Origin of the sequence: Streptomyces sp. NPDC090994 (assembly GCF_044768905.1) — a bacterium.
Taxonomy (GTDB): Bacteria; Actinomycetota; Actinomycetes; order Streptomycetales; family Streptomycetaceae; genus Streptomyces.
Genome location: NZ_JBIVWS010000001.1, coordinates 718,839 through 736,862, shown reverse-complemented (window position 1 = coordinate 736,862; position 18,024 = coordinate 718,839). Strand labels below are relative to the sequence as shown.

At 70.6% G+C, this 18,024-nt stretch carries 11 protein-coding genes; 5 read left to right on the top strand and 6 right to left on the bottom strand.

Annotated features, from left to right (window positions below; all coding sequences use genetic code 11):
- Positions 1-308: 308 nt before the first annotated feature.
- The 4 genes from rplJ (at position 309) to ACIQR3_RS03420 (ending at position 9,396) form a co-directional block, all read left to right on the top strand.
- Positions 309-839: a 50S ribosomal protein L10 gene (rplJ, locus tag ACIQR3_RS03435; protein ID WP_215164921.1), complete on the top strand. Its 531-nt coding sequence runs from the start codon at positions 309-311 to the stop codon at positions 837-839.
- Positions 840-952: 113 nt separating this feature from the next.
- Complete coding sequence (gene rplL, locus ACIQR3_RS03430; protein WP_403533987.1) at positions 953-1,342, top strand: 50S ribosomal protein L7/L12; 390 nt, start codon at positions 953-955, stop codon at positions 1,340-1,342.
- A 578-nt stretch (positions 1,343-1,920) separates the two neighbouring features.
- Complete coding sequence (rpoB, locus tag ACIQR3_RS03425; protein WP_215164918.1) at positions 1,921-5,406, top strand: DNA-directed RNA polymerase subunit beta; 3,486 nt, start codon at positions 1,921-1,923, stop codon at positions 5,404-5,406.
- A gap of 93 nt (positions 5,407-5,499) precedes the next feature.
- Entirely contained in the window at positions 5,500-9,396 is a 3,897-nt protein-coding gene (locus ACIQR3_RS03420; RefSeq protein ID WP_215164917.1) for a DNA-directed RNA polymerase subunit beta', read from the top strand.
- Between the two features lie 76 nt (positions 9,397-9,472).
- Here the strand turns inward: ACIQR3_RS03420 and ACIQR3_RS03415 are convergent, their stop codons facing one another.
- The 6 genes from ACIQR3_RS03415 to ACIQR3_RS03390 all read right to left on the bottom strand — a co-directional run bounded on the left by ACIQR3_RS03415 (position 9,473) and on the right by ACIQR3_RS03390 (position 17,218).
- Positions 9,473-10,348: a M48 family metalloprotease gene (locus tag ACIQR3_RS03415; protein WP_403533420.1), complete on the bottom strand. Its 876-nt coding sequence runs from the start codon at positions 10,346-10,348 to the stop codon at positions 9,473-9,475.
- Between the two features lie 1,014 nt (positions 10,349-11,362).
- Positions 11,363-11,902, bottom strand: coding sequence for a Pycsar system effector family protein (locus ACIQR3_RS03410; RefSeq protein WP_403533417.1), 540 nt, complete (start codon positions 11,900-11,902; stop codon positions 11,363-11,365).
- The gene (locus ACIQR3_RS03405) at positions 11,899-13,098 is read right to left on the bottom strand and encodes a PE-PGRS family protein (protein WP_403533414.1); all 1,200 of its coding nucleotides are present in this window, start codon (positions 13,096-13,098) and stop codon (positions 11,899-11,901) included. Before ACIQR3_RS03405 ends, ACIQR3_RS03410 begins: the two co-directional genes overlap by 4 nt.
- Before the next feature lie 36 nt (positions 13,099-13,134).
- Positions 13,135-15,318, bottom strand: coding sequence for a hypothetical protein (locus ACIQR3_RS03400; RefSeq protein WP_403533411.1), 2,184 nt, complete (start codon positions 15,316-15,318; stop codon positions 13,135-13,137).
- Entirely contained in the window at positions 15,315-16,223 is a 909-nt protein-coding gene (locus tag ACIQR3_RS03395; protein WP_403533410.1) for a hypothetical protein, read from the bottom strand. Before ACIQR3_RS03395 ends, ACIQR3_RS03400 begins: the two co-directional genes overlap by 4 nt.
- 287 nt (positions 16,224-16,510) lie before the next feature.
- Positions 16,511-17,218, bottom strand: a complete 708-nt coding sequence (locus ACIQR3_RS03390; RefSeq protein ID WP_403533408.1) for a Crp/Fnr family transcriptional regulator — start codon at positions 17,216-17,218, stop codon at positions 16,511-16,513.
- 168 nt (positions 17,219-17,386) lie between these two features.
- On the opposite strand from ACIQR3_RS03390, the gene ACIQR3_RS03385 reads away from it, so the two are divergent.
- Positions 17,387-17,893, top strand: a complete 507-nt coding sequence (locus ACIQR3_RS03385) for a DUF1707 and DUF4190 domain-containing protein (protein WP_403533405.1) — start codon at positions 17,387-17,389, stop codon at positions 17,891-17,893.
- Positions 17,894-18,024: the final 131 nt, after the last annotated feature.

The window sequence follows — 18,024 nt, the reverse complement described above, 5'->3', positions numbered from 1 at the left end:
GTCATGACGACGGTCCGCTGACCGGATTTGCCTGCCGGCGATCCGGTCGCGTACTCTCCATGAGAAGCCAAAGACCGCTGGTCGTTGCCGTACGTTCGCAAGAAGGTGCGGTGGCCGAAGGATCCGCTGAACAGCGGACGACCCGCGCAGGTGTCAGTGGAGAAGCTCCCGACGGAATCCGTACCGTGCGCGTGCGGAAGAAAACCGGTTGAGCTACGCCCCGTGCGCCTGCGCCGGGGCGTTTCGTTTTCCCCAGTCCTCCTTCGGGTCCGCGCGGTCCGAATCACCCGGAAGGAGGCCGAGGCTCTATGGCGAGGCCCGACAAGGCTGCCGCGGTTGCCGAGCTGACGGACCAGTTCCGCAACTCGAACGCCGCCGTGCTGACCGAGTACCGCGGTCTCACCGTGGCGCAGCTCAAGACGCTGCGCCGGTCGCTCGGTGAGAACGCCCAGTACGCCGTGGTGAAGAACACGCTGACCAAGATTGCGGCCAACGAGGCCGGGATCACGACGCTGGACGACTACTTCAGTGGTCCGACGGCTGTCGCCTTCATCACCGGTGACCCGGTGGAGTCGGCGAAGGGTCTGCGCGACTTCGCCAAGGACAACCCGAATCTCGTCATCAAGGGCGGTGTCCTTGACGGCAAGGCGCTGTCCGCCGACGAGATCAAGAAGCTTGCGGACCTCGAGTCCCGCGAGGTTCTGCTCTCCAAGCTGGCCGGTGCCTTCAAGGCGAAGCAGTCCCAGGCTGCCTCCGTCTTCCAGGCGCTGCCCTCGAAGCTCGTCCGCACCGTGGACGCGCTCCGTGCCAAGCAGGACGAGCAGGGCGGTGCCGAGTAATTCGGCTCGCTTTCTGATCCGCGCCGCCTGAGCGGCAAGGGTCGCAGCGGGCCCGACGTACGCCCGCCTCACCCCGTACACCCGGCACCTGCCGAATGAGTGGAAGGAAAGCCATCATGGCTCTCACCCAGGACGAACTGCTTGCCGAGTTCGAGAACATGACCCTGATCCAGCTCTCCGAGTTCGTGAAGGCGTTCGAGGAGAAGTTCGACGTCACCGCTGCCGCTGCCGCGCCGGTCGTCGTCGCGGGTGGTGCCGCTGGTGGCGCCGCCGCCGAGCAGGCCGAGGAGAAGGACGAGTTCGACGTCATCCTCACCGGTGCCGGCGACAAGAAGATCCAGGTCATCAAGGTCGTGCGCGAGCTGACCTCCCTCGGCCTGAAGGAGGCCAAGGACCTGGTGGACGGCGCCCCGAAGCCCGTCCTGGAGAAGGTCGCCAAGGAAGCCGCCGAGAAGGCCGCCGAGTCCCTCAAGGGCGCCGGCGCCTCCGTCGAGGTCAAGTAAGACCTTCGCGACCGCGTCGGCGGCCCGTAGCGCGGTAAACATTCCGCCAGGGCTGTAACGCGTACGCACCGAAGAGCGATCATCCATCCGGGTGGTCGCTCTTCGTCGTTCCCGGGCCCTCGCCGTGGTTGCCTTGCGACTGTGTGTGTGCGAGGTATGGTGATCTTCGTTGTGTCTTCGAGCGCCCCGGTTCGGGCAAGGGGGGCCTTGACGAACCGCACGCAGCGCGCAATTCTCAGGACGCGTCGTCACAACGATCCGGGTTCCGAGGCATGGATCGGCGGCGCAGAGGGAAGTATCACCGTGCGTTGAGGGCAGGCTTGCCGCAGGCGTTGAGATGAGGGTAGTGAGGCGCTCCGTAGAGCGGGACTGGACATCAGTGTGCCAAGTGGCTACACTGACCCTTTGCGCTGCCTGTTAGCTGCTCCCTGCCCGTCACCAGGGGCATGCCCTCGCTCGAGCACGGAAACCGGACCATCTCTGACCTGGCCAAACGGCCACAACGGGAAGTCTGTCTCCGTGTGGGGTGAGGGACCGGTACGCGCGTAGTGAGTCCGAGCCCTCGGAAGGACCCCCTCTTGGCCGCCTCGCGCAATGCCTCGACCGCGAATACGAACAACGCTGCCAGCACCGCCCCGCTGCGCATCTCCTTTGCAAAGATCAAGGAGCCCCTCGAGGTTCCGAACCTTCTCGCGCTGCAAACCGAGAGCTTCGACTGGCTGCTCGGCAACGACGCGTGGAAGGCTCGCGTCGAGGAGGCTCTCGAGTCGGGTCACGACGTCCCCACCAAGTCCGGCCTGGAGGAGATCTTCGAGGAGATCTCGCCGATCGAGGACTTCTCCGGGTCGATGTCGCTGACCTTCCGCGACCACCGCTTCGAGCCGCCGAAGAACTCCATCGACGAGTGCAAGGAGCGCGACTTCACGTTCGCCGCCCCGCTCTTCGTCACCGCCGAGTTCACCAACAACGAGACCGGCGAGATCAAGTCCCAGACCGTCTTCATGGGCGACTTCCCGCTCATGACGAACAAGGGCACCTTCGTCATCAACGGCACCGAGCGTGTCGTGGTGTCGCAGCTCGTCCGGTCCCCGGGTGTCTACTTCGACTCCTCCATCGACAAGACGTCCGACAAGGACATCTTCTCCGCCAAGATCATCCCGTCCCGGGGTGCCTGGCTGGAGATGGAGATCGACAAGCGCGACATGGTCGGTGTGCGCATCGACCGCAAGCGCAAGCAGTCCGTGACCGTCCTCCTCAAGGCGCTCGGCTGGACCACCGAGCAGATCCTGGAGGAGTTCGGCGAGTACGAGTCCATGCGCGCCACCCTGGAGAAGGACCACACCCAGGGCCAGGACGACGCGCTGCTCGACATCTACCGCAAGCTGCGTCCGGGCGAGCCCCCGACCCGCGAGGCCGCGCAGACGCTGCTCGAGAACCTGTACTTCAACCCGAAGCGCTACGACCTCGCCAAGGTCGGCCGCTACAAGGTCAACAAGAAGCTCGGCGCGGACGCCCCCCTCGACGCGGGCATCCTGACCGTCGAGGACGTCATCGCGACGATCAAGTACCTGGTCAAGCTGCACGCCGGCGAGACCGAGACGGTCGGCGACAACGGCCAGCCGGTCGTCGTCGAGACCGACGACATCGACCACTTCGGCAACCGTCGTCTGCGCAGCGTCGGCGAGCTCATCCAGAACCAGGTCCGTACGGGTCTGGCGCGTATGGAGCGCGTCGTGCGGGAGCGCATGACGACCCAGGACGTCGAGGCGATCACGCCGCAGACGCTGATCAACATCCGGCCGGTCGTCGCCTCCATCAAGGAGTTCTTCGGCACCAGCCAGCTGTCGCAGTTCATGGACCAGAACAACCCGCTGTCGGGTCTCACCCACAAGCGCCGCCTGTCGGCGCTCGGCCCGGGTGGTCTCTCCCGTGAGCGGGCCGGCTTCGAGGTCCGTGACGTGCACCCCTCGCACTACGGCCGCATGTGCCCGATCGAGACGCCCGAAGGCCCGAACATCGGTCTGATCGGCTCGCTCGCCTCCTACGGCCGGGTCAACGCGTTCGGTTTCGTCGAGACCCCGTACCGCAAGGTCGTCGACGGCCAGGTCACCGACGAGGTCGACTACCTGACCGCCGACGAGGAGGACCGCTTCGTCATCGCGCAGGCCAACGCCACGCTCACCGACGACATGCGGTTCGCCGAGGCCCGCGTCCTGGTCCGCCGCCGCGGCGGCGAGGTCGACTACGTCACGGGCGAGGACGTCGACTACATGGACGTCTCGCCGCGCCAGATGGTGTCGGTCGCGACCGCCATGATCCCGTTCCTGGAGCACGACGACGCCAACCGTGCCCTCATGGGCGCGAACATGATGCGCCAGGCCGTGCCGCTCATCAAGAGCGAGTCGCCGCTGGTCGGCACCGGCATGGAGTACCGCTCCGCGGTCGACGCCGGTGACGTGGTCAAGGCCGAGAAGCCGGGTGTGGTCCAGGAGGTCTCCGCCGACTACATCACCACCGCCAACGACGACGGCACGTACATCACGTACCGGCTGGCCAAGTTCGCCCGCTCCAACCAGGGCACCTCGGTCAACCAGAAGGTCATCGTCAACGAGGGCGACCGGATCATCACCGGCCAGGTCCTGGCCGACGGTCCGGCCACCGAGAACGGCGAGATGGCGCTCGGCAAGAACCTGCTGGTCGCGTTCATGCCGTGGGAGGGTCACAACTACGAGGACGCGATCATCCTGTCGCAGCGCCTCGTGCAGGACGACGTCCTCTCCTCGATCCACATCGAGGAGCACGAGGTCGACGCCCGTGACACCAAGCTCGGCCCCGAGGAGATCACCCGGGACATCCCGAACGTCTCCGAGGAGGTCCTCGCCGACCTCGACGAGCGCGGCATCATCCGCATCGGCGCCGAGGTCATCGCCGGCGACATCCTGGTCGGCAAGGTCACGCCCAAGGGTGAGACCGAGCTGACCCCGGAGGAGCGCCTGCTGCGCGCGATCTTCGGTGAGAAGGCCCGTGAGGTCCGTGACACCTCGCTGAAGGTGCCGCACGGCGAGACCGGCAAGGTCATCGGCGTCCGCGTCTTCGACCGCGAGGAGGGCGACGAGCTGCCGCCCGGCGTGAACCAGCTGGTCCGCGTCTACGTCGCGCAGAAGCGCAAGATCACCGACGGTGACAAGCTCGCCGGCCGTCACGGCAACAAGGGCGTCATCTCCAAGATCAACCCGATCGAGGACATGCCGTTCCTGGAGGACGGCACGCCGGTCGACATCATCCTCAACCCGCTGGGTGTCCCGTCCCGAATGAACCCGGGACAGGTCCTGGAGATCCACCTCGGCTGGCTCGCCAGCCGCGGCTGGGACGTCTCCGGCCTTGCGGAGGAGTGGGCCCAGCGGCTCCAGGTGATCGGCGCCGACAAGGTCGAGCCCGGCACCAACGTCGCCACCCCGGTCTTCGACGGCGCGCGTGAGGACGAGCTGGCGGGTCTGCTCCAGCACACCATCCCCAACCGCGACGGCGAGCGCATGGTGCTCCCGTCCGGCAAGGCGCGGCTGTTCGACGGCCGCAGCGGTGAGCCGTTCCCGGACCCGATCTCGGTCGGCTACATGTACATCCTCAAGCTGCACCACCTGGTCGACGACAAGCTGCACGCCCGCTCGACCGGTCCGTACAGCATGATCACCCAGCAGCCGCTGGGTGGTAAGGCCCAGTTCGGTGGCCAGCGCTTCGGTGAGATGGAGGTGTGGGCGCTGGAGGCGTACGGCGCCGCTTACGCCCTCCAGGAGCTGCTGACCATCAAGTCCGACGACGTCACCGGCCGCGTGAAGGTCTACGAGGCCATCGTCAAGGGCGAGAACATCCCTGAGCCCGGCATCCCCGAGTCCTTCAAGGTGCTCATCAAGGAGATGCAGTCCCTGTGCCTCAACGTGGAGGTGCTGTCCTCGGACGGCATGTCCATCGAGATGCGCGACACCGACGAGGACGTCTTCCGCGCGGCGGAGGAGCTTGGCATCGACCTGTCCCGGCGCGAGCCGAGCAGCGTCGAAGAGGTCTGACGGGAGTCCGGCCGGGCTCGACTGAGCCCGGCCGGCCCCAGGACCCCCGTATCAGACCCCATGACTTACAACCCTGAGAGGGATTGACGCATAGTGCTCGACGTCAACTTCTTCGATGAGCTCCGGATCGGTCTGGCCACCGCTGACGACATCCGTCAGTGGAGCCACGGCGAGGTCAAGAAGCCCGAGACCATCAACTACCGCACCCTCAAGCCGGAAAAGGACGGGCTCTTCTGCGAGAAGATCTTCGGTCCGACCCGGGACTGGGAGTGCTACTGCGGCAAGTACAAGCGCGTCCGCTTCAAGGGCATCATCTGCGAGCGCTGTGGCGTCGAGGTCACGCGCGCGAAGGTGCGCCGTGAGCGGATGGGCCACATCGAGCTGGCCGCTCCCGTCACGCACATCTGGTACTTCAAGGGCGTTCCGTCGCGGCTCGGCTACCTGCTCGACCTCGCGCCGAAGGACCTGGAGAAGGTCATCTACTTCGCCGCGTACATGATCACGTACGTGGACGAGGAGCGCCGTACGCGCGACCTGCCCTCGCTGGAGGCGCACGTCTCCGTCGAGCGCCAGCAGATCGAGCAGCGCCGCGACGCCGACCTGGAGGCCCGCGCCAAGAAGCTGGAGACGGACCTCGCCGAGCTGGAGGCCGAGGGCGCCAAGGCCGACGTGCGCCGCAAGGTGCGCGAAGGTGCCGAGCGTGAGATGAAGCAGCTGCGCGACCGCGCGCAGCGCGAGATCGACCGCCTCGACGAGGTGTGGAACCGGTTCAAGAACCTCAAGGTCCAGGACCTGGAGGGCGACGAGCTGCTCTACCGCGAGCTGCGCGACCGCTTCGGCACCTACTTCGACGGCTCGATGGGCGCCGCCGCGCTGCAGAAGCGCCTGGAGTCCTTCGACCTCGACGAGGAGGCCGAGAAGCTCCGCGAGATCATCCGTACCGGCAAGGGCCAGAAGAAGACCCGCGCGCTCAAGCGCCTCAAGGTCGTCTCCGCGTTCCTGCAGACCAGCAACAGCCCCAAGGGCATGGTGCTCGACTGCGTGCCGGTCATCCCGCCGGACCTGCGTCCGATGGTGCAGCTGGACGGTGGGCGCTTCGCGACCTCCGACCTGAACGACCTGTACCGCCGTGTCATCAACCGCAACAACCGCCTGAAGCGGCTTCTCGACCTCGGCGCGCCCGAGATCATCGTCAACAACGAGAAGCGCATGCTCCAGGAGGCCGTCGACGCGCTCTTCGACAACGGTCGTCGTGGCCGGCCGGTGACCGGTCCGGGCAACCGCCCGCTGAAGTCGCTGTCCGACATGCTCAAGGGCAAGCAGGGCCGCTTCCGTCAGAACCTGCTCGGCAAGCGCGTGGACTACTCCGCGCGTTCCGTGATCGTCGTCGGTCCGCAGCTGAAGCTGCACCAGTGCGGTCTGCCGAAGGCGATGGCGCTGGAGCTGTTCAAGCCGTTCGTGATGAAGCGGCTCGTGGACCTCAACCACGCGCAGAACATCAAGAGCGCCAAGCGGATGGTCGAGCGTGGCCGGACCGTGGTGTACGACGTCCTCGAAGAGGTCATCGCCGAGCACCCGGTGCTGCTGAACCGCGCGCCCACCCTGCACCGCCTCGGCATCCAGGCCTTCGAGCCGCAGCTGGTCGAGGGCAAGGCCATCCAGATCCACCCGCTCGTCTGCACCGCGTTCAACGCGGACTTCGACGGTGACCAGATGGCCGTCCACCTGCCGCTCTCCGCGGAGGCGCAGGCCGAGGCCCGCATCCTGATGCTGTCCTCGAACAACATCCTCAAGCCCGCCGACGGCCGTCCGGTGACGATGCCGACCCAGGACATGGTCCTCGGTCTGTTCTTCCTCACCACCGACGGCGAGGGCCGGGACCTCAAGGGCGAGGGCCGTGCGTTCGGCTCGGCGGCCGAGGCGATCATGGCCTTCGACGCGGGCGAGCTGTCGCTCCAGTCGAAGATCGACATCCGCTTCCCGGTGGGCACCATCCCGCCGCGCGGCTGGACCCCGCCGGCCCGTGAGGAGGGCGAGCCCGAGTGGCAGCAGGGTGACACCTTCACGCTGCGCACCACGCTGGGCCGCGCGCTCTTCAACGAGCTGCTGCCCGAGGACTACCCGTTCGTCGACTACGAGGTCGGCAAGAAGCAGCTCTCCGAGATCGTCAACGACCTCGCCGAGCGCTACCCGAAGGTCATCGTGGCGGCGACGCTCGACAACCTGAAGGCGTCCGGCTTCTTCTGGGCGACCCGTTCCGGTGTCACCGTGGCCATCTCCGACGTCGTCGTCCCCGAGGCGAAGAAGGAGATCGTCAAGGGCTACGAGGCGCAGGACGAGAAGGTCCAGAAGCAGTACGAGCGCGGTCTGATCACCAAGGACGAGCGCACGCAGGAGCTCATCGCGATCTGGACCAAGGCGACCAACGAGGTCGCCGAGGCGATGAACGACAACTTCCCGAAGACCAACCCGATCTTCATGATGGTGAACTCGGGTGCACGAGGCAACATGATGCAGATGCGTCAGATCGCCGGTATGCGTGGTCTGGTGTCGAACGCGAAGAACGAGACGATCCCGCGTCCGATCAAGGCGTCGTTCCGTGAGGGTCTGTCCGTGTTGGAGTACTTCATCTCCACGCACGGTGCCCGTAAGGGTCTGGCGGACACCGCCCTGCGTACCGCCGACTCGGGTTACCTCACCCGTCGTCTGGTCGACGTCTCCCAGGACGTCATCATCCGCGAGGAGGACTGCGGCACCGACCGCGGTCTGCGCCTGAAGATCGCCGACCGTCAGGACGGCGTGCTGCTCAAGGCGGAGGACGTCGAGACGTCCGTGTACGCGCGCTGCCTCGCCGAGGACATCGTGGTCGACGGCAAGGTGCTGGCCCCGGCCGGCACCGACCTCGGCGACGTGCTCATCGACGAGCTGGTCAAGCACGGCGTCGAGGAGGTCAAGACCCGCTCGGTCCTGACCTGCGAGTCCGCCGTCGGTACCTGCGCGATGTGCTACGGCCGCTCGCTGGCCACCGGCAAGCTGGTCGACATCGGTGAGGCGGTCGGCATCATCGCCGCCCAGTCCATCGGTGAGCCCGGTACCCAGCTGACGATGCGTACCTTCCACACCGGTGGTGTGGCCGGTGACGACATCACCCAGGGTCTGCCGCGTGTCGTCGAGCTGTTCGAGGCCCGTACCCCGAAGGGTGTCGCCCCGATCTCCGAGGCCTCCGGCCGCGTCCGGATCGAGGAGACCGAGAAGACCAAGAAGATCGTCGTCACCCCGGACGACGGCAGCGACGAGACGGCGTACCCGATCTCGAAGCGTGCCCGTCTGCTGGTGGGCGAGGGCGACCACGTCGAGGTGGGCCAGAAGCTCACCGTGGGTGCCACCAACCCGCACGACGTGCTGCGCATCCTCGGTCAGCGGGCCGTGCAGGTCCACCTGGTCGGCGAGGTGCAGAAGGTCTACAACTCGCAGGGTGTGTCGATCCACGACAAGCACATCGAGATCATCATCCGGCAGATGCTGCGCCGCGTGACGATCATCGAGTCCGGCGACGCCGAGCTGCTGCCCGGCGAGCTGGTCGAGCGGTCGAAGTTCGAGACCGAGAACCGGCGGGTCGTGCAGGAGGGCGGTCACCCGGCCTCGGGTCGTCCGCAGCTGATGGGTATCACCAAGGCCTCGCTGGCGACGGAGTCCTGGCTGTCGGCCGCCTCCTTCCAGGAGACGACCCGAGTGCTGACGGACGCGGCGATCAACGCCAAGTCCGACTCGCTGATCGGCCTCAAGGAGAACGTCATCATCGGTAAGCTCATCCCGGCCGGTACGGGTCTGTCCCGTTACCGCAACATCCGGGTGGAGCCGACCGAGGAGGCCAAGGCCGCGATGTACTCGGCCGTCGGCTACGACGACATCGACTACTCGCCCTTCGGGACGGGGTCGGGTCAGGCCGTGCCGCTGGAGGACTACGACTACGGGCCGTACAACCAGTAGCCGGCAGGCGTAACTGTTGAAGGGCGGCCACTCCGTTTCGTACGGGGTGGCCGCCCTTCGGCGTGGGCGGGGCCGGTCAGCGGCCGACGGAGGGGTGTGCCTCCAGGGCCTGCAGCCGCTCCTCGTGGCCGGGATGGCCGGCCAGCAGACGGGTCAGCGCGCCGGGCTGGTCCGGCCGTTTCCCGGTCCTGCGCTCGGCCTCGGCGGCGCGGGCGCGCTCCGCCGCTTCCTGGGCCTCCAGGTGCCGCAGCACCTCGGTCATCTCCGGTGCGAAGCCGAGTGCGGCGGCCTGTTCGTCGGCGCGGAGTTCGCTCTTGCGGGCCGTGTAGGCGAGGAAGTACGGGGCGACCAGCAGGGAGAGCACGATCGGCCAGTAGGCCAGTGCGAGCCCGACCGCGCAGGACGCCAGGCAGACGAAGAGCAGTGTGGCCACGATCAGGCTGATGCGGCTGGCGATGTACACCGCGCCGATCGCGACGACACTCGTCACGTTCCAGGCGATCCGGCCGGGCAGGGCGTACCAGTAGCCGAGCAGGCCCGCCCAGGAGTGGCCGCCGGTGTGGTGGCCCAGTTCGTGGGCGAGGACGGCGGCGAGGTGGCTGCTGGGGACGTTGTCGAGCGCGTAGGTCGTGACGCCGACGATGTGGCAGGCGATGGCGGTCGCGTTCAGGCCGTCGCGGTTCTCCACCATCAGCTCGTACGTGCGGGCCTCGATGCCCGCGCGGGCGGTGACCTCGTGCCACACGGGCTCCAGGCGGGCCTGCTCCTCCGGCTCCGGGGGCCGCAGCTTCATGACGCGGCGGGCGAAGAGCCGCTCGGTGGGGCGGTGGAAGGCGAGGGCGCCGGAGAGCAGCCAGGCGGCCACGACGATCCAGCCCACCACGGGGCCGGCCAGGGCCACGGCCAGTGAGGCGACGAGGGCGAAGCTCGCCACGAAGCCGGGTACGTGCACGAGCAGGCGCCCCCAGGCTGTGGCGTCCGCGCCGCGTTGCTGCGCGGCGATGTGGACGCGGGCTCCCGCGTGACGGTAGTCGAGGTCGTCAGGGGCGGGGGGCTTCTCGGCGGGGGCCTGGGCCTGGGTCGGGGCCGGGGTCGGGGCCGGGGCCGGGATCGAGGTTGGGGCGGTGGCGGGAAGCGGTGCGGTGAAGGTTGTGGAGGGGCCTGTGCGGTCCGGGTGGGGCGGGCCTGTGCGGTCCGGGTGAGCTGCGGCTTCGGGTGGCGGGGCGGTGGGTGCCCCGGCGGGGTGCGGAGGTGGCGCGGGTTCAGGGTGGACGGGGGGTGCCGTGTCGCTGGGGTGCGGGGTACGAGGTGCGGGGGTGGTGGGGTAGGCGGGTGGCGCCGGGATGGTGGGGTACGGGGGCGCCGTGTCGCCGGGGTGGCGGGGCGCCGTGTCGCCGGGGTGGCGGGGCGTCGTCGCGCCGGTGGGGTAGCGGGGTGGGGCGTCGGCGGGGTGCTGGGGGCGGGTGTCCTCCGGGTACTGGGGCGGCGCGGCCGCGTGGTCGGCCTGCGGGGAGGGTGAGCCGGGGGTGGCCGACGGAGTGTGCGGGTACGGGGGCGGGGCCTCGGGGTAGGTGGGGGCGGATGTGGGGTCTGGGGGTGGGGCTGCCGGGTATGTCGGTGCGGGTGTGGGGTCTGAGGGTGGGGCTGCCGGGTACGTCGGTCCGGCGTGGTGGGGGCGCGGGAGGGGAGTTTCCGGGTATGCCGGCGCCGGTGGGGTGTGTGCGGGGGGTGTCTTCGGGTAGGTCGGCGGGGTTTCGGGGTAGGTGGGTGCGGGCGTGGGGTACGGGGGAGGTGCTTCCTGGTATGCCGGTGCCAGTGGGGTGTGTGCGGGGGGTGCTTCCGGGTAGGTCGGCGGGGTTTCGGGGTACGTCGGTGCGGGCGTCGGGTCCGGGGGTGTCGGCTGGGTGTGTGGGTGTGGCTGGTCCGGGTGCTGGGGCATGGTGGGAGTTCCTTCGGGGCGGGGACGTCAGCCGACCAGGAGCGCGGCGGGCAGCAGGACCGTCCCCGCGCAGAAGGCGATCAGGCCGACGCGGATCCACTGGTGCTTGCGGGCGGCTATGCGGCTGGTGTCGGTGAGCGCGGCCGTCAGCCCGGCCACGGGGTCGCGTTCGGTGTCGGCGAGGGCGCCGGCCAGTGCGCCGTCGTACGCGGCCTGCCGTACGTCGTCGAAGTAGCACAGCGGTTCGCCGGGGACCCAGCGATCGCCGCCGAAGCGGGGCAGGACGGCGAGCAGCAGCGCGAAGAGGGAGAGGCCGAGGGCCAGTGTTCCGGCCCACCACAGGAGTGATCCCGCTGCCGAGAGGGAGCCCGGGGTCCAGTCCCGGCCGGCCATGAGACCGCTGAACACGCCGGCGGTCATGCCGAGCGCCGCCACCAGGACGGCCGCCTTGCTGTCGGCGCGCGCGATCTCGCCGCGCATCTCGGTGAGCAGCCGTTCGCCGGTCTGTGCGCCGGGCGGCGGCACGGCCCGGGCCGGGGACCCGGGCGGCGCGTCCGGAGTCGTCATGCGGGCTCGGCCGGAGGCGTGCCGGGCATGCCGGGCGTGTTGGGCGCCGGGCCGTCGACGGCGTACGGCGGCGGGGGTGCGGCGGGGGCGGGGACGTCCGTGGGCGGCGGTGCGGCCGGGCCGGGCGGCTGGTGCGGCGCGGGCGCCCGCGGGGTCTGCCGATCGTCCGGGCCCGGCGCCTCGCGGCCCTCGTGCCCGCCCTGGGCCGGGAGCGTCCCGGCCGGGAGGGCCTGCCGGCCGTCGGCCCCCGTGCTCCGGCGGCGGACCAGGTCGTCGACCGCGTGGCGTACCTGCCGGATCGCCTCGGCCTTCTGGTAGTCCTCCAGCTCGTCACCGCCGATGAGCTGCAACTGGTTCTGGATGAAGACCAGCTGGTCCTGCTGGATGCTGTGGATGACCAGCTGGGTGTCCCCGGGGTGCTGGGCCAGGTGGAGGGCCCAGGCGCCGACGCCGCCGTGCTGGAGGTGGTAGCGGTAGAAGTTGATCTTCTCGGCCACCAGTTGCTGTTGCTGCTGCTGGTGCAGGGCCTCCAGCTCGTACTGCTGACGGGCCCTGCGGAGCTGGAGCTCGTGTTCGGGGTCGAGCATCTCGGACTCGTAGCGCAGCGACCGCTGCCGCCGCCGGTGCTCCAGCGCATCCTCGTCCGGGCGCAGCCGCACCACGCAGTCGACCGCCAGCCCGGTGCCCGCCGCGAAGCCGTTGCTGTCGGCCGTCTTCTGGACGGCCTCCTCGGCGGCGGCGCTGTCCTCGACGGAGAACCGGCGGCTGACCGGCCGGGCGAGCTGCTGCAGTTCACGCGTCAGCCGCGCGGGCACGTCGCGCTCGCCGCTGCGCACGTACGCCTCGGGATCGGTGACCCGCCAGGTCAGTTCGGCGGTGACGGTGAACGGGAAGGCGTCGTCGTCGCTGGGCAGTTCCAGCTCGGCCCGCACGGGGTGGCTGCCCATGTCCACCTCGTACACCGAGACGTAACGGCGGGTGGCCGCGTCCGTGCGGCTCGGGCGGTGCGGCGGGATGTACGGGTCGTAGGCGCCGTCCTTGGTGGCGAAGACCAGCGCGTGGTCGATCGCCATGACCGGGCGGCGGCCGGTGTAGTCGAACCGGGAGATCGGCCGGACCGTGATGACCGGGTCCTTCAGTGTGCTGTGCCGGTCGACGTCCTGCTGCCACTCCGGCTGACGGAAGAAGTCCGCCATGGGTCAACTCCTCGTGTTGCTTCGGGTCCTCGTGGATCAGGGGGCCGCGGCGGCCGGGTTCAGCAGCGCGAGCAGGTGGTCCGCCACGGGCGGGCGCGGGCCGCCGTCCTCGGCGCGCAGCGTGCGCAGCTCGTGGCAGAGCCGGTCGCGGTCGGCCGCGGTGACGACCAGCGCGGGCAGCAGCAGCTCCAGGGCGCGTGCCGTGTCGGCGCGGTGCTGGGCCACCCGCACCCAGGTGCGCAGGGCGCTCAGGGCCTGCCGGGTGTGGGCGCGGTCGCCCAGCGCGGTGCGCCACAGGGTGGCCAGGTCGCGGGCGGTGGCCGCCTCGTACATGCCGGTGTCGGCGTACCACTCGACGAGCGCGCTCTCCTCGGCGTTGTCACAGGCGCGCACGAACGCGTTCAGGGCGAGGGCGCGGACGGCCGGGGTGTCGTGGTGGAGCAGCCGGACGAGTTCGGAGAGCATCTCGCCCCGGCGCGCGCCCACCGACAGCAGCAGTGCCGTCGACTCGATCAGGTTGGCGCTCTCGGCCGGGCTGCTGTTGTCGGCCCGGGCCCGGCCGGCGAGCGCGGCGAGGGCCGGCGGGGCCAGGTCCGGGCTGAGCGGCGCGAGCAGCCCGAAGGCGCGGATGGCGGTCCAGCGGCGGGCCCAGTGGGTGTCCGTGCACCACTGGGTGAGGAGCCGCAGGACGACCGGGGCGTCCAGCAACTGCGCGAGGGTGAGCGCGTTCGCGGCGGTCACCCGCGGTCCGAAGGAGGGCGAGACGGCCCAGTCGCCGATGAGCAGGGCGATCGCCGAGGGCAGGTCGGCGCGGGCGAGCAGCGCGGCGGCGGCCGCGGCGCGGGTGCGGACGACGGGACGCGCGTCGCGGGCCAGGTCCTTCAGCCAGGCCACGAGCGCGGGCCGGGCCGAGGGGTGCCCCGTCCACACCTCGGCGAGCAGCGCGCGGGGCGCGTCCTCCCGGGGGAAGAACGCCGTGAACTGCGGAACCACTCCCCATTCGGTGGCCTCGTCCCGCATCTCGCCCTCGGCGCCCGCGCGCTCCAGCCGGGCTTCGGCGGACAGCCCGAACACCGGGATCTCCGGTGGTTCCTCGGGCTGCTGGAGGCGCTGGAAATGGACGAACAGCCGGTCGGCCAGTTCGGCGGCCAGGACGTACGGGGCACGGTCGAAGACGGCGAGCGCGATCAGGAACGCCTTGTCGCGCAGATCGGTGCCGGTGTCGCCCAGCCGGTCGCGGCACTGCTTCTCCATCGCCGCCTGGCCGAAGTCCGTGAGCCGGGCCGCCGCACGGTCGCTGCCGTCGTACGCGGCCAGCGCCTCGGCGAACTCGGCCGCCTCCGCCGGGTGACGCGGGCCCTGGGCGTGCCGGGCGAGGAACTCGCGTACGGGGGCGAGGGACAGCAGCCGGTCGGCGTCGTCCGCGCGCCGCCGGACCACATGGGCCCGGAGCACGTCCGCCGTCTCGGGGGGCTCCCACCGGGTGGGGGTGACACCCAGCAGGAACGGCGAGTTCTCGACGGTCACCACGAGGTAGCCGTCCGTCTGTCCGAGCCGGTCGCGGGCCGCGTACAGGTGGGTGTCGCGCAGCGGCCGGTTGCGGGTCAGCGGCAGATCGCGCAGGACGTACCCGCCCGGCTGCGCGAGCAGGCCCGGCAGGGCGGCCGGGGTCGTCTCCGCGGGCAGGGCGTGCACGGCGGGCACGCCCAGGCGGTGCAGCAGCATGCGCGCGGCCGCGTACCGTCCGCCGGCGTGGGCGCCGGACAGGACCAGGACGCGCTCCCGGCGCAGCCGTTCCAGGGCGCCCGCGAAGACGGGGCCCTCGACGAACACCGAGGCCAGGGCCTCCAGCCGTTCGCCCGGGATCTGACCGGAGACGTACGGGTCCGCGGCCGGCCCGTGGTGGTGGACCTCGGTCTTGCCGCCGAGGAAGACGTCCCCCGTCACGTGGCCGCCGGACACGCCGTGCTGGGACCCGCCGACGAGACTGCCGCCGAAGGAGGCGGCCGACCCGAGGATGAAGCCGGGCGCGTGGGTGAACAGCTCGCGCTGGGCGGCGCGCGCCTCCTGGGTGAGCTCCTGGGGCTCCTCACCGCTCCCGGTGGTGCCCGGGGGCGGGGAGGGCGAGGGCGAGGGTGAAGCCGGGGGAGACGGGGACGGGGGCTCGGACGGACGCGGCGCGGAGTCCGCCGAGGGCTCCTGGAGCGGGGGCGCCGTCATGCCGGCTCACCTCCGGACGGAGTCCGCGGGGCGCCCTCGGTGACCGGGGCGTTCGTCCCGCCCAGGTGGACGCCTCCGGTGACCTGCCCGCCGGACACGCCGTGCTGGTCCCCGCCCACGAGGCTGCCGCCGAAGCTGGGGGCGCCCCCGGTGAAGTGGAAGACGGCACCGCCCGCGGGCGCCGCGGCCGGCGGCGTCTGCCGGCGGGCGTCGTCCTGCGGCGGAGCGGGCGGTCGATGCCCCGGTGCCGGACGCTCCCCCGAGCCGTCCGGCACCGGGGCTCCCCCCACCCCCGTGCCACTGTGGTCATGGACCCCGGCGGAGCCTTCGCCGCCGGGGATCGGGCCGTGCAGCCAGGCCCGCAGGGGGCCGTTCTTGCTGTCCACCGTCACCGCGTGGAAGTCGTCCGCCGGGATGCCGGGGTGGTCGTGCCGTACGACGCCGGAGTACACGCTCTCCGAGACGCACAGCGCGAAGTCGTCGCGGCGGTCCCGCAGGGCCGCGCGCAGCAACTGGGCGTCGAGCAGCCGGCAGGCGTGGTTGAGGTCGGAGCCGACCCAGCCGTCGTGTCCGTCCACGGCGACGTAGCCCGACGCGACGACACCGCGCAGCCGGATCTGGGCGGAGCGCGACGCCATGCGGTTGACGGCCCGCAACTCGGCGGGCACCTCGGTGAGCAGGGCCCGCAGCAGCGCGGTCAGCGACGCGTTCGCGTCGATCAGCTCCATCACCGAGTCGCCGCGGTCGGCCCGCAGTCGCCGGGTCTCGTCGATGCCGGCGCGTTCGAGCGCGCGGTCGGTGATGTCGTAGAGCATGCGCCGCAGGTACGCCTGCTCGACATCGTCCCGGTCGCTGTACTTCTCGATGTCGAGCAGGAGGATCGTCCGGCTCACGGGGTCCGCCATGGTCGCCTTCCGGTGAGAGTGTCGCCTGGTGAGAAGAGTGGCGTCCCCGGTGGCGGCGGGAGGAGGACGGATGACGCACTCGAACTGTGACCGTGTGCACAGTGGGGCACCGTGGGGGAGGCGGGGCGCCTGCCCGTGCGGGTGCTTCTGTGGGTGCCGGGTGCCGGGTGCCGGGTGCCGGGTGCCGGGTGCCGGTGACGGGTGCCGGTGACGGGTGCCGGCGACGGTTCGGCGGGTGGTGTGCCCGTGCGGCCGATGCGTACCGGCCCCCGGCCCCCGGCCGCGGTTCAGCCGTCCGCGCGGGCGATGCGCCGCAGGACGTCCATCCGGACGATCACCAGCGCCCGTCGGCCCGTCACCACCACGCCGCGCGAGCGCAGGTCCTTCAGCTCCCGCTGCACCATCTCCCGCGACGCCCCGACCGACCCGGCCAGCTCCTGCTTGGTGAGGGGGACCAGCAGTTCGACCCCCGCCTCCGTGTAGCGCGCGTTGGTGCGGGCCAGCTCCAGGAGAAGGGCGGCGAGCCGCTCCCGTACGCTCATCGCCGCGAACTCCACCCGCCGCTGGTCCGCCGCCCGCATCCGGTCGGAGGTGAGCCCCAGCAGCGCGTACGACACGGCGGGGGAGCCGGAGAGGAACTCGGTGAACCGCGTCCGCTCGACCGCCACCGCGCGCACCGGCTCCAGCGCGGTCACCGTCGCCGAGCGCGGCCGTCCGGTGAGCGCGGCGGACTCCCCGATGATGTCGCCGGGCCCGCGCACCGCGAGCAGGGCCACGTAACCGTTGACGGCGGCGGCGGTCACCTTCGTCCACCCGTGGGTGACGAACAGGACGTACGACGACGGTTCGTGCTGGTGGAGCAGGACGTCCCGGAGCCGGAAGCGCAGCTCGCGGCCGAGGTCGAGGAGCGCCTCGCGGTCCTGTTTCTCCAGCCGCGCCAGGAAGGGCACCTGGTCGTCGAAGCCCGCCTCTCCCATCAGGTCTGCCGTGGTCATGAGCCCCCGTCCCCCTCGGTCCGTCCCCAGCGACCGTTCAACGTACTGAACCTGTCGTTGTCATGAACGGCAGATCGGTAAACCGGTCACAGCCGCACGCACCGGTGCCGGACGGGCGGCTTCGGGCGCATGATGGAAGCCAACCCTCGCCCCGGGAGGTGCCGGCCCGTGTCGTACCCCGCATGGCAGCAGCCGACGGGTCCCCACCCCCCGTCCGTCCTCGCCTCCCACGCCGAGCGCGAGCGGGCCGTGGATGTGCTCCGGGCCGGGTACGGGGAGGGCAGGCTGGAGCACGCCGAGTTCGAGAAGCGGGTCGCGCGGGCCTACGAGGCGCGGACCGTCGGGGAGCTGGCGCTGCTCGTCGCCGATCTGCCGCAGGGGCCCGCGCCGGTCGGGCGGGCCGTGGCGCCGGCGGCCTTCCTGCCGGCGCCGCCGGTCACCAACGGCAAGGCGGTCGGGGCCCTGGTCTGCGGGGTGCTCACGTTCGCGACGGGGGGTCTCACCGGCATCCCCGCGGTGATCCTCGGGCACACCGCCCGCGGGGAGATGCGGCGCAGCGGGGAGCGCGGTGACGGGCTCGCCATGACCGGGCTGGTGCTGGGCTGGCTGTCGGTCGCCGGGTGGGCGTTCTTCGTCGTGCTCCTCGTCGCGGCGGGGCTGGCCTCGTCGGGGTGACCTCCGGGGACGGGTGATCCGAAGATCGACTTCAGTGCGGGGGCTTGACAGGGGCCGCGTGGGAATGCGGGTCGGTCGCATTTGTTTTGACCACAGCGAATGCGGTAGGTACGCTCAGACCTTGTGCCTGG

Excerpts from the sequence above, each read along its gene's own strand:
- ACIQR3_RS03400 (WP_403533411.1), bottom strand. The coding sequence starts at position 15,318 with ATGACGGCGCCCCCGCTCCAGGAGCCCTCGGCGGACTCCGCGCCGCGT.
- ACIQR3_RS03405 (WP_403533414.1), bottom strand. The coding sequence starts at position 13,098 with ATGGCGGACTTCTTCCGTCAGCCGGAGTGGCAGCAGGACGTCGACCGG.
- ACIQR3_RS03390 (WP_403533408.1), bottom strand. The coding sequence starts at position 17,218 with ATGACCACGGCAGACCTGATGGGAGAGGCGGGCTTCGACGACCAGGTG.
- ACIQR3_RS03410 (WP_403533417.1), bottom strand. The coding sequence starts at position 11,902 with ATGACGACTCCGGACGCGCCGCCCGGGTCCCCGGCCCGGGCCGTGCCG.
- ACIQR3_RS03395 (WP_403533410.1), bottom strand. The coding sequence starts at position 16,223 with ATGGCGGACCCCGTGAGCCGGACGATCCTCCTGCTCGACATCGAGAAG.
- rplJ (WP_215164921.1), top strand. The coding sequence starts at position 309 with ATGGCGAGGCCCGACAAGGCTGCCGCGGTTGCCGAGCTGACGGACCAG.